Annotated in this window: 10 protein-coding genes; 6 read left to right on the top strand and 4 right to left on the bottom strand. The window is 74.3% G+C overall.

Annotation, left to right across the window (positions count from 1 at the left end):
- Nucleotides 1-2: 2 nt before the first annotated feature.
- On the top strand, nt 3-2,405 hold the full coding sequence (locus OG500_RS04475) for an excinuclease ABC subunit UvrA (protein ID WP_329576777.1): 2,403 nt from the start codon (nt 3-5) through the stop codon (nt 2,403-2,405).
- Nucleotides 2,406-2,416: 11 nt separating this feature from the next.
- Here OG500_RS04475 and OG500_RS04470 read toward each other — a convergent pair whose 3' ends face one another.
- The gene (locus tag OG500_RS04470; protein WP_327065036.1) at nt 2,417-3,148 is read right to left on the bottom strand and encodes a YhjD/YihY/BrkB family envelope integrity protein; all 732 of its coding nucleotides are present in this window, start codon (nt 3,146-3,148) and stop codon (nt 2,417-2,419) included.
- A gap of 414 nt (nt 3,149-3,562) precedes the next feature.
- On the opposite strand from OG500_RS04470, the gene OG500_RS04465 reads away from it, so the two are divergent.
- A complete protein-coding gene (locus OG500_RS04465; protein ID WP_329576771.1) occupies nt 3,563-4,381 on the top strand; it encodes a hypothetical protein in 819 nt (272 codons plus the stop codon).
- Nucleotides 4,382-4,527: 146 nt separating this feature from the next.
- On the top strand, nt 4,528-5,235 hold the full coding sequence (locus tag OG500_RS04460; protein WP_329576768.1) for a YcnI family copper-binding membrane protein: 708 nt from the start codon (nt 4,528-4,530) through the stop codon (nt 5,233-5,235).
- Between the two features lie 87 nt (nt 5,236-5,322).
- On the opposite strand, the gene OG500_RS04455 is transcribed toward OG500_RS04460, so the two are convergent.
- From OG500_RS04455 to OG500_RS04445, 3 genes are all read right to left on the bottom strand, one after another.
- Nucleotides 5,323-6,450 carry a ferritin-like domain-containing protein gene (locus OG500_RS04455; protein WP_329576765.1) on the bottom strand — a complete coding sequence of 376 codons (1,128 nt, stop codon included), beginning with the start codon at nt 6,448-6,450 and terminating at the stop codon, nt 5,323-5,325.
- A 280-nt stretch (nt 6,451-6,730) separates the two neighbouring features.
- Nucleotides 6,731-7,957 carry a serine hydrolase domain-containing protein gene (locus tag OG500_RS04450; protein ID WP_329576763.1) on the bottom strand — a complete coding sequence of 409 codons (1,227 nt, stop codon included), beginning with the start codon at nt 7,955-7,957 and terminating at the stop codon, nt 6,731-6,733.
- A 556-nt stretch (nt 7,958-8,513) separates the two neighbouring features.
- Nucleotides 8,514-9,914, bottom strand: a complete 1,401-nt coding sequence (locus OG500_RS04445) for a COG1470 family protein (protein ID WP_327065031.1) — start codon at nt 9,912-9,914, stop codon at nt 8,514-8,516.
- Nucleotides 9,915-10,097: 183 nt separating this feature from the next.
- Here OG500_RS04445 and OG500_RS04440 point away from each other — a divergent pair, with 183 nt between their 5' ends.
- From OG500_RS04440 to OG500_RS04430, 3 genes are all read left to right on the top strand, one after another.
- Nucleotides 10,098-10,838, top strand: a complete 741-nt coding sequence (locus OG500_RS04440) for a helix-turn-helix transcriptional regulator (protein ID WP_329576759.1) — start codon at nt 10,098-10,100, stop codon at nt 10,836-10,838.
- A 147-nt stretch (nt 10,839-10,985) separates the two neighbouring features.
- Entirely contained in the window at nt 10,986-14,210 is a 3,225-nt protein-coding gene (locus OG500_RS04435; RefSeq protein WP_442907121.1) for a hypothetical protein, read from the top strand.
- Nucleotides 14,207-14,932 (top strand): DUF4255 domain-containing protein, encoded by a 726-nt coding sequence (locus OG500_RS04430; RefSeq protein WP_329576753.1) that lies wholly within the window; start codon nt 14,207-14,209, stop codon nt 14,930-14,932. The genes OG500_RS04435 and OG500_RS04430 overlap by 4 nt, the downstream gene beginning before the upstream one ends.
- The last annotated feature ends 73 nt before the right edge of the window (nt 14,933-15,005 follow it).

The raw sequence follows: 15,005 nt of genomic DNA, 5'->3' as shown, positions 1-15,005 counted from the left end.
GCATGGAGACCAAGCGTGACAAGCAGCCGGCCGCACCGCACAGCGCCGACCGCCACGATCTGATCCGCGTGCACGGCGCGCGGGTGAACAACCTCAAGGACGTCAGCCTCGAACTGCCCAAGCGCCGGCTGACGGTGTTCACCGGGGTCTCCGGATCGGGCAAGAGCTCGCTGGTGTTCGAGACCATCGCCGCCGAGTCGCAGCGGCTGATCAACGAGACCTACAGCGCCTTCGTGCAGGGCTTCATGCCGACGCTGGCCCGGCCCGAGGTCGACGTCCTCGACGGGCTGACCACCGCGATCATCGTCGACCAGCAGCGCCTGGGCGCCGACCCCCGCTCCACGGTCGGCACCGCCACCGACGCCAACGCGATGCTGCGCATCCTGTTCAGCCGCCTCGGGCGCCCGCACATCGGCCCGCCCAGCGCGTACGCCTTCAACGTCCCCTCGGTACAGGCCAGCGGTGCGATCACGGTGGCACGGGGCGCCGCCACGAAGGCCGTGAAGGCGACCTTCAACCGCACCGGCGGCATGTGCCCGCGCTGCGAGGGCCGCGGCTCGGTCACCGACATCGACCTCACCCAGCTCTACGACGACTCCAAGTCGCTCGCCGAGGGCGCCTTCACCATCCCCGGCTGGAAGTCGGACAGCTTCTGGACCGTGCGGGTCTACGCCGAGTCGGGCCTGCTCGACCCGAACAAGCCGATCCGCAGGTTCACCAAGAAGGAGATGCACGACTTCCTCTATCGGGAGCCGACCAAGGTGAAGGTCGAGGGCGTCAACCTCACCTACGAGGGGCTGATCCCCAAGCTGCAGAAGTCGATGCTCGCCAAGGACAAGGAGGCGCTGCAGCCGCACATCCGCGCCTTCGTCGAGCGGGCGGTCACCTTCACCACCTGCCCCGAGTGCGAGGGCACCCGGCTCAGCGAGGGGGCCCGGTCCTCGAAGATCAAGGGCCTCAGCATCGCCGACGCCTGCGCCATGCAGATCAGCGACCTGGCCGCCTGGGTGCGCGGTCTGCGGGAGCCCTCGGTGGCGCCGCTGCTCACGGCGCTCGGGCAGACCCTGGAGTCGTTCGCCGAGATCGGGCTGGGCTACCTCGCGCTCGACCGGCCCGCGGGCACGCTGTCCGGCGGCGAGGCGCAGCGCGTCAAGATGATCCGCCACCTCGGCTCCTCGCTCACCGACGTCACCTACGTCTTCGACGAGCCCACCACGGGCCTGCACCCCCATGACATCCAGCGGATGAACAACCTGCTGCTGCGGTTGCGGGACAAGGGCAACACGGTGCTGGTGGTGGAGCACAAGCCCGAGGTGATCGCGATCGCCGACCACGTCGTCGACCTCGGCCCGGGCGCCGGAACGGGCGGCGGCACCCTCTGCTTCGAGGGCACCGTGGCGGGGCTGCGGGCCAGCGGCACCGTCACCGGACGCCACCTCGACGACCGGGCCGCCCTCAAGGAGAGCGTGCGCACGCCCACGGGCAAGCTGCCGATCCGCGGCGCGTCGGCCAACAACCTGCAGGACGTCGACGTGGACATCCCGCTCGGGGTGCTGGCCGTGGTCACCGGCGTCGCGGGCTCCGGCAAGAGCTCGCTGGTGCACGGCTCGCTGCCCGGATCGTCGGGGGCCGGCGACCCGGAGGTGGTCTCGATCGACCAGAGCGCGATCCGCGGCTCGCGGCGCAGCAACCCGGCCACCTACACCGGGCTGCTCGACCCGATCCGCAAGGCCTTCGCCAAGGCCAACGGCGTCAAGCCGGCCCTGTTCAGCGCCAACTCCGAGGGCGCCTGCCCCACCTGCAACGGCGCCGGCGTCGTCTACACCGACCTGGCGATGATGGCGGGCGTGGCCAGCACCTGCGAGGAGTGCGAGGGCCGCCGGTTCGACGCCTCGGTGCTGGAGTACCACCTCGGCGGGCGCGACATCAGCGAGGTGCTCGCGATGTCGGTGACCGAGGCCGAGGAGTTCTTCGGCACGGGCGAGGCCCGCACGCCGGCCGCGCACGCGATCCTCACCCGGCTCGCCGACGTCGGCCTCGGCTACCTCAGCCTGGGCCAGCCGCTCACCACGCTCTCCGGCGGCGAGCGCCAGCGCCTCAAGCTGGCCACCCACATGACGGACAAGGGCGGCGTCTACGTCCTCGACGAGCCGACCACCGGGCTGCACCTCGCCGACGTCGAGCAGCTGCTCGGCCTGCTCGACCGCCTGGTCGACTCCGGCAAGTCGGTGATCGTCATCGAGCACCACCAGGCGGTCATGGCGCACGCCGACTGGATCATCGACCTCGGCCCGGGCGCGGGCCACGACGGCGGCCGGATCGTCTTCGAGGGCACCCCCGCCGAGCTGGTCGCCGCCCGCTCGACCCTCACCGGCGAGCACCTGGCGGCCTACGTCGGCGCCTGACGGGGCCGGCCTCACGGGTCCTCGTACGTCTCACCCTCGGTCGGCCGGTCCTCGGGCGAGCGGTCGTCGCGGCTGACCCGGCCGACCATCGCACCGGCGTACACGGTGTAGCCGACGCCGATCAGCCAGGACTGCACGATCAGCACGGACCCCACCGCGCCGTAGGAGACCGCGTTGGAGACGATCAGCGGTGCGAAGACCAGCTGGGAGAAGACGCGGAGCCCGGCGAAGGCCGCCACCGTCGCGACCGCTCCGGGGAACAGGGCCGACCAGGCGATCCGGGAGGCGAGCAGCAGGTGCTGCAGCCACCAGAAGTAGAGCACTCCGCCGCAGACGCTCAGGCCGGCCCGCAGCGCGGTGGACGCGGTGGCCTCGTGCGGGAGCGCGCCCCGCCAGGTGGTCAGCAGGATGACGGCGATCAGTCCGGCCAGCCCGAGCACCTGGCGCCACACGGCGTGCCAGGCGCCGGGGCGCAGGTTCCAGATCCGCTCGTAGGTCCGCTGGACGGCGGCCATCAGCGAGATGCCGAAGACGGCGAGCGCGGCCAGGCTCAGCGCGGTGGTGGTGTTGAGCACCTCGCTGCGGGAGGCGAACAGCTCGCCGACCGCCTTGGCCGACCGGCCGGACAGCGCGAGGCCGTCGTTGATCCAGTCCGCGATCCCGCTGCCCCGGCTCGGAAAGGCCGCGGCGACCACCACCAGCAGCGGAACGAGCGTGACGAAGAACAGCGCGGCGAAGGCCATCGCGCGGTGGAGCAGCTCGATCTCCTGTCCGCTGCGCCAGACGGCATGCGCCAGCGCCCTGGTCTCGCGGCCCAGGTCCTTGATGCGGTCACCGACGGGTTTCGCGACGGCGGCTCACCTCCTCCCGGTCCCGTCCGCCGGTGCGGCTCGGCGAACACTCCCCGTCCCGCCTTCCACCTGCTGGTCCGGCTGACACCTGCCGCCCGGCGCACCCACCGGATCGCAGTACGTCCTGCCGCCGCCTGCCCGCCGCGCGGGCCGTCTGTCCCGCTCGCCCGGGGCGGCCTGACGGAGCGTCCGCCGGGCGATCCTCCGCCCTCCGGAGGGCGATCCGGAGGGCGATCCGGAGGGCGGGACCTTTATTTGTCGCCCCGGGGTCGCTCGTGGGTGATCGGGTGGCAGGATGTCCCCGCCATGCCTGCCTCCGCAACCCGGGGCGCACCCGCCGCGGTGCCTCCCGCCTCGCTCGACTTTCGCGTACTGCGTGCTGTGCCGTTCGCGACGGTCTGCGTCGTGCTGGCCGCAGCCGGGCACGCGATGGGTTCCGGCGCCGCGGTCCCGCTCCGGGCGGTGGTGCTGGGCTGGCTCCTGGTCCTGGCGGCCGCCGTGTCGGGCGCCCGTCGGGAACGGTCGCTGACCGCGATCACCGGCGCGATGGCGGGCGGACAGCTGGGCCTCCACCTGCTCTTCCACGCCGAGCAGGCGTACCAGGCCGAGCGGACGCCGGTGCGGGCGCAGACGGCACCGGCGGGCATGGCCGGGATGGGCGACATGCCCGGGATGCCCGGGATGTCGGGCGGTGCTCACCAGGCCGCGGCGGGCGCCCAGCTGGGCGCGCCGGCGGGGATCGCGCCGCACGCCTCCGCGACCCTCGCGCCGCACCTGGCGCTGTGGTGCCACGCCTGGCTGCTCGGGATGAGCCCCACCATGTTCGCCGGCCACTTCGTCGCCACGGTGGTGGCGGCCTGGTGGCTGCGGCGGGGCGAGGCGGCGGTGTGGCGGCTGGTCCGCAGCACCGCCGAGGCGGCCGCGGCGGTGGCCGCGGCGGGTGCGGCGAGGCTGCGTGCGGCCGTCGCGCGGCTCGGTGTCGCGCTCTTCGGCGGGCTCGGGCGCGGCGGGCAGCCGCCGCGCGGGTGGTTCGCGGGGGCGGGCGGCCGGTGGCGGCTCCCCTCGCCGGTCCTGTTGCGGCACTGCGTGATCAGGCGGGGGCCGCCGGCGGCCCCCGCTGTCTGAACCCGACGGCCCCGAGCGCCCCCTGGCGCCGACCGGACGGGTGACGGCCCCGTGCCCCTGATCACCTCGGCGCGCCCACCCGTACCGGCGGCACTCTCCCGCCGGTGCGCCGCACGCGTGCCCGCTCCCCTCGGAGAACACCAGACATGACAGTCACCCTCAAGCGCCGCCTGGCCGCCGCGACCGCCCTGGCCGGCGCGGCCGTGCTGCTGATCGCCGGACCCGCCTCCGCGCACGTCACCGTGCAGCCCTCCAGCGTGGCCAAGGACGCCACCGACCAGACGTTCGCCTTCCGCGTGCCGGACGAGGACGACACCGCCAGTACGGTGCGGGTCGAGGTCGACTTCCCCCTCGACCACCCGATCCCGTCCGCCCTGGTGGCGCCGGTGCCCGGCTGGACCGACCAGATCCAGACCACCAAGCTCGCCACCCCGATCCACACCGACGACGGCGACATCACCGACGTGGTCTCGCAGATCGTCTGGACCGGCGGGCAGATCGCCCCGAACCACTACCAGGACTTCACCGTCGACTTCGGGGCCCTGCCGGACAACACCGACCAGGTCGTCTTCAAGGCCCTGCAGACCTACAGCAACGGAAACATCGTGCGGTGGATCGACGAGCAGAAGCCCGGCCAGCCCGAGCCGGACCACCCGGCGCCGGTGCTGTACCTCACCTCGGCGCCCGCCTCGTCCGCGCCGTCGGCGCCGAGCACGGCGGCGAAGAGCAGCAGCGACGCCACGGCCCGCGGTCTGGGGATCGCCGGCATCGTCGTCGGCGTGCTCGGCGCGGTGGCCGGCGCGGTGCTCGGCCGCCGTGGCCGGGGCGCCGACGGTTCCGGCACCTCCGCCTGACGCACCCGGCCCGGTGTGCGGGAGCGACGGCTCCCGCACACCGGGCCGGTGTCTTCTCCCGGCGCCTCGGCGCCTGGGCGTTGGTGGTCAGTCGGACGTGGCGGCCCGGGGGCGGAACTGCGGACCGTAGCGGCCGGAGCCGTCGGGCAGCGGGATGTCCATGAGCGCGAGGGCCGGCTTCTCCAGTGCCAGCATCGCGCCCACCGCGCCGTCCAGGGCATCGGAGTCACCATTGGCCCAGGCGTCCTGGAGACCCTGCAGCACGTCGGAGAACGTGTCGTCGAACTGCTGCAGCAGATCCTGGACCTCGGCGGCAGGCGAGGGCCAGCCGCCCGCCGGGACGACGCCCATCGGACGGGTCTGCGGGAACGGGACCGCTTCGCCGCTGAACTCCCAGGCCCCGCCGACCTGCTGCAGCCGCCGTTCGTGGTAGATCTCGCCGAACGCGTAGTAGTGCGCCGGCGCGTCCTGGGCGGACGGTGCCTCCGGCGTGGCCGAGGTGCCCTCGCCCTGCTCCCTGATGGTCTCGATCGACTGCTCGACGTCGTCGAGGCTCGTCACCGGTGTCAGGGTGTCCGGGCCGATCCGCAGCTCGAGCTGGCGGTCCGGCGCGAGGGCGGGGCGGACGTCCTGGAACGCGGTCAGGAGCGCGGTGTAGAACGCGCCGATGGTCGGCGGACCGGACTGCCGGGCGAGCGGGCTCTCGGGAGTCTCGATGCCCATCAGGACCTCGCGCACGTACTCCTTGGTGAGCCCGGAGAGGTACACGGTCAGCCCGCCGCGCACGCCGCCGGGCAGCGGTCCGGGGTAGCCGGGGACGGCGTCGGCGATCCGCGGGGTGCCGCCGACCGCCACGAGCAGGTTGCAGGCCGACCCCATGTGGAACATCTCGTCGCAGACGATGCCCTTGATGAGTGCGGCGGGCTCGCAGTCGCGGTCCTCGATGGACCACCAGGCGCACAGGTAGGGCGGGATCGTCGCCAGCTCCAGCTCGACGGCGATCTGCAGCGCCCGGCGGATCCAGTCCTCGTCACGGCGGTCGCGGGGCACCGCGAGCAGCCTGGCGACGGCCCCGCGGCCCTGCTCCGCCCGGGCCTGCGCGGGGCCCGCCGCGACGGCCGGGCCCACCGTGGCCGCCGCGGCCGACTTGAGGAACCCCCGGCGCCCGAGCGAGGGCACCCGCCGACCGTCGGTGCTGTCAACCGGTTCGATCACGCTTGACTCCGTTCCCGAGCGGGTGGACCCGGCCCACCGCGGGCGGTCTCCCGCGGCCCTGCCACGGCTGGCGAAGCTATCAGGCGGACGCGCGTGCCCGGAGTAGGCTCGACGGGCCCGTTTGTGCTGATCAGAGGCAGCGGACAGGAAGAGGGGTGGGGTTGATGACCCGCGCATGGGGCCACCGCGTCGCGCAGCGCCCGGACCGCCAGGATCCGCCGGACAGGCCCGGCCCCGGCTGAAGAGCCGGGGCCGGGGCGGACCACCTCGGTGGGCCGGATCAGTGGCCCGGCAGGGCCGGCAGGTCGAAGGCCGCTGCGGCGATGCCGTACTGGGCGGCGAACGAGGCTCCCTCCCTGCTGGTGGGGGTGAGCGAGTAGACCAGGTCCCGGGCGCCGTCCCGGGTGGCGAAGACGCCGTTGCTGTAGCCCGGACGGCTGCCGGTCTTGCCCCACAGCACGCTGCCGTCGGGGGTGGTGAAGCGCATCAGGCCGGTGCTGAAGCAGGCCCGGCCCGTGACCGGGCCGGTGTCGCAGTTCGGGTTCTGGACGTTCGGCACGTCCGGGACCGCGAACAGCTCGGCCTGCTGCGCGGGCGGCAGCAGCCGGCCGCCGAGCAGGGCGGTGAAGAAGCGGTCCAGGTCGGGCGCGCTGGAGAGCATCCCGCCCTCGGCCCACGGCCAGGGGCTCTGCTCGGTGACATCGGCCTGCCTGGTGCCGCCGTCCGGGGTGCTGACGGTCAGATAGCCGTGCGCGGTGGGGTGCGGCAGCCGGGTGTCGTCGGCGGCCGGGACCGAGGTGTGGCGCAGGGCGAGCGGGCGCAGGATCCGCTGCTCCACCTCCTGCGCGTAGGAGCGGCCGGTGACCTGCTCGATCAGCAGCCCGGCCAGGTAGTAGTTCGTGCCGTTGTACTGCTGGGCGGTGCCCGGGGCGAACTGCATCGGGTGGGTGGCGGCCTCGGCCACCACCTGCTGCGGGGTCCAGCCCTCGTCCTTGTGGTCGACGAACCACTGGGCGCTGCCGTCGTCGCCGAAGTCGCCGCCGGTGGGCAGCCCGCTGGTGTGGTTGAGCAACTCCCGCACGGTGATCGGCGGGTAGGAGGCCGGCAGGGTGCCGGGCAGGTACTGCTGGACGGTGCCGTCCAGGTCGAGCCGCTTCTCCGCGGCCAGTTGCAGCACCACGGTGGCGGTGAAGACCTTGGAGATGCTGCCGATCCGGAACCGGCCGTCGGCCGCCACCGGCCGGCCGGTGGCGAGGTCGCCGCTGCCGGAGGTGCCCGACCAGCGGCCGTCCCGGCCGTCCACCAGGACCACCGCGCTGGTCAGGTGGCCGTTCGGCAGCCCGGCGATCGAGGCCCGCAGCGATGCCGCGTTCGGCGCCGGCAGCCTCCCGGCGGCCTGCGCGCCGCCCACGGTCCCGGCGGTGAGCGCGACGACCAGGGCGCCGATCACCCCCGCGCCGGCCCGACGGCGGCGGTCGGTGCGGTGCCTGACGGTGGTGCTCGTCATCTGGTGACTCCTCGACGGGTGGGGCGGGTGCGGCCGACGGTGCGTCAGCGGCGTCGAGGAGAGTCTGTTGCGTCCGGCCCGCCCGGCCATCGGGGATCCACCCTGACGGTTCCCTGACCGCCCCCTGACAGGCCCCGGGGGCAGGGAGCCGGAATGGCTGGTTCCGGTCGGTCCGGCGGCGTCCTCGGTGGGGCGCGTTGTCGGCTGTGATGTCAGGGGCAGACTTCACTGGTCGAAAGGGGCACCCCGGTTGCCCCGGGCGGGCAAGGCGGCGGGATTTCGGGCGGCACCACAAGGAATCGGGTGCCCCGCCGGACGGCGGGCGTGTGTCGGGTCACGAACGGGCCGTCTTTCGCGTGTCCGGAAAACACTGATATCTCTTGAGCACCTTAAGATATGAGTGTCACTCAGTTCATCGACCGACCCTGCCGGTGCCCTCCTGCTGCCCTGCGACGCGCGCGGCGACGACGTCATTTCCGAAGCCGGCCACCCGAACCGGCCATCGCGGACGGCTCTCTTGATGAGGACATGGTGCAGGAAGGGGCCGGAGGGGAGATCAGTGCTTGAGATCGCTCAGTTCTCCGCTGACGTTGAGCAGTTCGTGGCACTGGGAGGCCTGCTTGCCGGAGGCCGGAGTGCCCGGCTGCTGGCAGGTCACACTTGCTGTCACCGTCTGGTTCTCGGTGACCTCGATGGGAGTCACCCAGTGGTAGTCCTGGTTGCGGAAGGTCTCCAGCGCGATCGTCGTGATCGTCTGGTCGCCGAACTTGATGGTCAACAGCCCTTGGTCGCCCTGGAAGTTGGCGACGACGATGTCGGTGATGCCGAGGACCTTGCCGGCCGGCACCTGGTAACTGCCCACCGCGGCGGCGCCGCTCGCGGTCTGTACGTCGATCGTGGCGGAACTCTGCTCGCCGGTGCCCGGCACGGCCCGGCCGGAGCCGCCGTCACCGCCGTCACCTCCGCCGGTGCCGCCCTGCTGTCCGGTGCTCGGCTGCCCGGCACCCGGCTGGCCCTGGCCGCCGGTCGCGCCCCCGCTCGCGCCCGGCGTGGGCGGGGCCGCGGTGGGGGGCGGGCTGGGCGCCAGGGTGTGCTGGTCGACGACCTGCTGCGCGGCCTGCTTGGCGGAGCTGCGCACTGCCGGGCGCACCAGGGCGAACCAGGCCAGCAGCAGCGCGATCAGCGCCGCGAGGAGGGCGAGCAGCCACCTGGGCAGGATCGGGAGCTGGACGAACTCGCCGTGCAGCTGCCGGCGTTGCCCTGCGGGCTGCTGCGCCCCCGGCTGCTGCGGCGCCGCCTGCTGGGTCCCCGGCTCCTTGCCGCCCGGTTCGTTGCCGCCCGGCGCCTCGGCGGCGGGCTCTCCGCCGACGGCGACCTCGAAGGGCCAGGAGGCCGGCTTGCCGAACCAGATCAACTTCCGTGCGCGGACCCGCACGCGGACCTCGGCCGACTCCCCGGGCTGCAGGCGCAGCCGGTCCGGGGCGACCCCGAAGCGCAGGTCCTCCCCGGCCTGGGCGGGCGCGAAGGTGACCGCGCTGGGCGCGTTGCCCAGGTTGCGCACCGCGGCGCGGTAGCGCGCACGCAGCCAGCCGCGGCGCCGCCGGGGCGCGATCTCGGCCTGCAGCTCGTGGAACGGCGTGACGGTCACCGTGGTCTCGGGGACGGTCACCAGCTCGGGCCGCTCGGCGGGCAGCACCCGGATGCCGAGGGGGAAGTCGCCCGCGCGCACCTCGGGCGAGCGCGGCGGGGCAAGCTGCACCGTCACCGTCTCGGAGGTCCCCGGATAGAGCGAGACCCGGGCCGGCTCGACCGTCGTCCACGGGGCACACTCCCCGACCACCTCCAGCGAGTACGCCTCGACGATGTCGGTCCCGTTGCGGACCGTCAGGGTCGTGGTGGCCACGCCTCCGGGCGACACCGTCAGTGCGGGAAGGCCGAGTTCGGCGGATGTGGTCATAGCGCGACGGTAGGACCGCCGTACCGCCCGCGCAGAGGGACGTGCGGGCAAGGCGCGGGCAGGCCCCTTGCCCGGGCGAACAGACCCCCGCCCCGGCCGTGCCCGGGGCCGGCGCCGTGACGGGGAGGCCCGGCCCTCAGCACCACACGTCCATTGGCCCGCAGGAGTAGAACGGATCCGTTCATGACGTCGATCGAGACAGCCCAAGAGGCGCCGGTGGCGACGCGGTTCGCCCGCGTCCCCCTGACCGGAAGGGACGGGACACCCACCGGGCCCGGATCCGCCGAGGTGCGGGTCAAGCCCGCCCGGGTGCCGGTGGCGGTGTTCGCCGAGGACATCATCCTGCACACCGGCGTGGTCCAGCAGTTGAGGCAGCGCCCGGAGGTGGAGCTGCTCACCGACGGCGAGACGGAGAGGGCACGGGTCTCGCTGATGGTGGTCGACGTGCTGAACGACGCCGTGGCCGAACGGCTGCGCACGCTGCGCCGCGGCACGCAGAGCCGCACCGGGCTGGTGGTGGGCCGCTTCGAGGCCGGCGGGCTGCAGACCATCATCGAGTGCGGCGTCACCGCCGTGCTGCGCCGCTCGGAGGCCGACCAGGACCGGCTCGTGCACCTGGTGACCGCGCTGGCCAACGGGGAGGGCGTGATGCCCGGGGACCTGCTCGGCACCCTGCTCGACCGGGTCGGGAGCCTGCAGCGCACCATGCTCGACCCGCGCGGCCTGACCCTGTCGACCCTCACCGCCCGGGAGGCGGAGATGCTCCGGCTGGTCGCCGACGGCCTGGACACCGCCGAGATAGCGGTGCAGACCTCCTACTCCGAACGCACGGTCAAGAACGTGCTGCACGAGATCATCACGCGGCTGGGGCTGCGCAACCGCGCCCACGCGGTGGGGTACGCGATGCGCCACGGGCTCATCTAGGGCGCCCGGGGCCCGGCCGCTCGGCCGGTTGCCCTCGGGGGCACCGGCGGCTACCCCCGGCACGGGTCGCCGGGCTCTGCCCCCGGCGCCCCGGGCCGGGGAGACTGCCGGGAGCACCGCCCTTCTCGGTCTGTGAGGTTGAGCGTGATCGGCGCCCCCGGTACTCCCCGCCCCGAGCGGCGGTCGGCACGAGCCGTCGTCGCGGCCCTGCTCTGCCTGGCCGCCGTCGTCCTGACGCTGGGCTTCGCGCACTCCGACGCGCCGGGCGGCGGCACGCGCCCGGCGGCCGCGGACAGCACCCCGGCCGCCGACCGGATCGTCTTCGCCGGTACCGACCACCGCAGCCTGGCCCGGGTGACCGGCGCGGCGTCGACCACGCCGCTGTTCGGACCCGGTCCCGCCCACTTCGACGTGGAGCCCTCGGCCCGCGGCGACCAACTGGTCTTCAGCAGCCTGCGCGACGAACCGCTGCCCCAGGTCTACCTGCGCGACGCCACCGGCGCGGTGCGCAAGTTGACCACCGGCATGGACACCGCCGACCCGACGCTGACCCCCGACGGCACGTCCGTGGTCTTCGACGCGCTGGAGCCCGGCGGCACCAACGGCGCCTCGCAGCGGGACCTGTGGCTGGTGAAGACCGACGGCAGCGGGCTGCGCAGGCTCACCGACACCACCTCCAACGAGACGCACCCGACGGTCTCGCCGGATGGCCAGTGGGTCGCCTACACCTGCGACGCGGACCCGGCACGCACCCAGGTCTACCTGATGCCGCTGGCCGGCGGCGCCTCACGGCGGATCACCGACGTCACCACCGGCAGCGCCCTCGACCCGGCCTGGAACCCGGTGAACGACGACGCCCACGCCAACCAGATCGTCTACACCTGGGACCAGGGCACCGATCGCGGCCCCCAGCTGATGCTCACCTCGCCCACCGGCGGCGACCGGGCGTTCTTCCCCGGCACCGGCTCCACCTGGCAGTCCGGATCGGCCGCCTGGCTGCCCGACGGCAGCGGCGTGCTCTTCCTCAGCCCCAACCAGCCCGACGGCACGCTGACCGCGATCCAGCACCTGTACCGGGCGCCGACCTGCTCCTGCACCCCGCCCCAGCCGCTCTACAGCGACGACCGCCTGCTGCAGACCCCCACCTGGCTGGGCAACCAGAGCGACGGCGAGCCGGTGGTGGAACAGACCAGCGCCTCGGCCGCCGACGTGGCCGACGTGGAGGACGTGCGCCCGGACGGAGTGGACCCGCGCGACCTGGGCATCAGCGTGCTGCGCGAGGACCCGGCCGCCGACACCGACACCGACCCCGGCTCCGATCCGCTCTTCAACCCCCGCCCCGGCTACGACCCGTGGTTCGAGCGGCAGGGCTACACCCCCGACGGCCGGCAGATCGTGGTGACCCGCTTCGAGGACTCGCCCGCGGGCCGGATCGAGCGGATCTGGCTGAGCGGGGCCGACGGCTCGGACCCGCAGCCGATGAACCTCGCCGGACGCGGACCGAACGACTGGGACACCGACCCGGAGATCTCGCCGGACGGCACGCTGATCGCCTTCACCCGGACCTCGCCCGGCGGCATCGGGGCGGCCTCCGGGCCGGGGCGGGTGGTGATCGCCCAGGTGGCGACGGGCGCGATCGTCGGCACCATCGAGCCGCCCGCCGGGCAGCCGGGGGCCTATGACGCGCAGCCCACCTGGTCCCCGGACGGCAAGCTGCTCGCCTTCACCAGGACCGAGGTGATCGACGGCAACGGCGCCAACAAGCACGTGTGGACGGTGCCCGTCGGCGCGCTCGGCCAGCAGAGCGACCTGTCCGCGAAGGCCTGCCCCGCGGGCTGCGCCGTCATCGACGACAGCCCCGCCTTCTCCCCGGACGGGAAGCAGGTCGCCTTCAACCGCAAGAGCGGCGACGGTGCGGTGGACCAGCGCGACGGCATCCTCATCGCCTCGTCGACCGGCGGCAGTTGCACGGTGGTCCTGCCCGCGGGCCTGACGAAGGACCCGAGCGCCTGCACCCGCCCGCTGCCGGACACCTCCGCCACCGGCCCGTTCCAGCCCCGCGACGCCGCCTGGACGGCCGACGGCTCGCAGCTGGTGCTGACCTCCCGCCGGGCCCTCGCGCCCGACTCGCCGGAGGGACTCTCGGTCTACGACGTCCCGACCGGCAAGCTCATCCCGCTGGACTGGAACCTGCCGGGGCGCCAGAAGGAGCCGAACATCCAGCAGTCGGTGGACCTGTCGCTGAGCGCGCCGGCCAGTACGCCCCCGCTCGTGACCGGTGGCAGTACGAGCGTGGCGCTCACCGTGACCAACCAGGGGCCCGCGCCCTCGCCGGGCACCGTCTTCACCGCCTCGGTGCCCGGCGGCGCGCGGCTCGGCGGGCTGACGGCCTCGGTCGGACAGTGCGACGCAGCGGCGCTGCGCTGCGACCTCGGCACCCTGGCCCCGGGGGCGCGTGCCGAGCTGACCGCCACCGTGGTCGCCACGCTGGTCGGCGACCAGCCGTTCGGCTGGAGCGTGGCCGGGTCGGTGGTCGACCCCAACCCCGCCGACAACGCGGCGCAGACCGTCGTGCCCGTGGTGGCCGCGCCGCCGCCGACCACGTCGCCGCCGACCCCGCCACCCACCACCACGCCGCCGCCGTCCTCCTCCCCGCCCGCCCCGCCGCCGACCACGCCGGCCGCGGCGCCTTCCGGCGGGCCGCAGCAGCAGCCGGGGCCCGCGCCGAAAGCCGGACCGGGCGTGTCCGTGGCAGCCCAGCCGGACCCCGGCTACGTCGGCGGCCATGTGACGGTCAGCTACACCGTGCGCAACGACGGCCAGGCGCTCGCCACCGGGCTGCGCCTGTCGCTCGGGCTGCCCGCCGGGGTGCCCGCCGAGGCGCTGCCGCCCGGCTGCGCGGACGGCGCATGCGCGCTGGGCGACCTGTCGCCGGGCGGACGGGAGGTGGTGCAGGTGGTGCTCGCGCCGAACGCGGCCCTGCGGGCCACCGTCACCGCCGTGCTGACCACCACCGGCACCGACGCCGACCCGGGGGACCACGTGGCGCGGACCCCGCTGCGGATCCTGCAGCCGCGCATCGTCGCGGTGCCGCCGATCGGCAAGCCCGGTTTCGTGACCTCGGTGCGCGGCCTGGACTTCCCGCCCGGAGTGCCGGTCACCTTCACCTGGCAGCCCGGCATCACCGCCGCCGCGGCGCCCACCGTGCCCGCCGCCGACGGGACCTTCGCCGGGCAGCTGCTCATCCTCCCCAAGGACCAGACCGGCCCGCGGACCATCACCGCGAGCGGCCCCGGGTTCTCGCCGGTGAGCTGCCCCTTCCTCGTGGTGGCCGGCAGCATCGGCCCGCCGGAGGAGGTGCAGCGGCGGTGATCCACGAGGTCGACGAGGCGCTGCGGCTGCTGCTGGCCGAGAGCGGGCTGCCCGAGCGCGGGGTGGAGGTGGTCTTCGACTCGCCCACCCGCGACTGGGCCGCCCGGCGCAACAGCCCGACGGTCAGCGTCTTCCTGCACGGCATCCGCGAGGAGGTGACCCGCCGGCAGAGCGGCACCGCCGCCGAGCACGACGCCGACGGCGTGGTGGTGGCCTGGCGCGCCGCGCCGCGCTGGTTCGAGCTCTCCTATCTGGTGACGGCCTGGGCCGGGCGGCCGCAGGACGAGCACCGGCTGCTGGCGGAGACGCTGCACTGCCTGACGGCGGTGGACGCGCTGCCCGCGCGGCTGCTCACCGGGACGCTCGCCGAGCTCGGGCTCACCGTCGGGCTCGACACCGCCGGACCGGAGGCGGGCCGGCCGTCGGTCTCCGACGTGTGGTCGGCCCTCGGCGGCGAGTTGAGACCCTCGATCGACCTGCGGGTGCTCGCCCCGCTCTCCGGCGAGCGCGCCCCCGCCGGGCCCCCGGTCACCGAGGGGCTGGTGGTGCGGGCCACCGACACCGGCGACACCGGCCGGGGGACCGGCGCCGGCCCAGCGGACGGCTCCGGCCGTCGGCTGCGCTACCGCGAGGGCACGGACCCCGGCCCGGACGGCTTCGCGGCGCCCCGGGAGCGCCCGCTGCCGCCCGGGCGACGCCGGCGCGGCGGTGCGGCGCGATGACCCTCGACCCAGGGCCTTTCTTCTTGCCGGGCGCGCGGTGTTGGCCCGCAGCGTCAGCTGCTGATGTCGCTGC

Origin of the sequence: Kitasatospora sp. NBC_01250, from assembly GCF_036226465.1 — a bacterium.
GTDB lineage: Bacteria > Actinomycetota > Actinomycetes > Streptomycetales > Streptomycetaceae > Kitasatospora.
This window is presented reverse-complemented; position numbering and strand designations above follow the sequence as displayed.

What these genes read in the sequence shown, in the direction of transcription:
- OG500_RS04460 (WP_329576768.1), top strand. Translation starts at nt 4,528, where the DNA reads ATGACAGTCACCCTCAAGCGCCGCCTGGCCGCCGCGACCGCCCTGGCC.
- OG500_RS04450 (WP_329576763.1), bottom strand. Translation starts at nt 7,957, where the DNA reads ATGACGAGCACCACCGTCAGGCACCGCACCGACCGCCGCCGTCGGGCC.
- OG500_RS04445 (WP_327065031.1), bottom strand. Translation starts at nt 9,914, where the DNA reads ATGACCACATCCGCCGAACTCGGCCTTCCCGCACTGACGGTGTCGCCC.
- OG500_RS04465 (WP_329576771.1), top strand. Translation starts at nt 3,563, where the DNA reads ATGCCTGCCTCCGCAACCCGGGGCGCACCCGCCGCGGTGCCTCCCGCC.
- OG500_RS04440 (WP_329576759.1), top strand. Translation starts at nt 10,098, where the DNA reads ATGACGTCGATCGAGACAGCCCAAGAGGCGCCGGTGGCGACGCGGTTC.
- OG500_RS04475 (WP_329576777.1), top strand. Translation starts at nt 3, where the DNA reads ATGGAGACCAAGCGTGACAAGCAGCCGGCCGCACCGCACAGCGCCGAC.
- OG500_RS04470 (WP_327065036.1), bottom strand. Translation starts at nt 3,148, where the DNA reads ATGGCCTTCGCCGCGCTGTTCTTCGTCACGCTCGTTCCGCTGCTGGTG.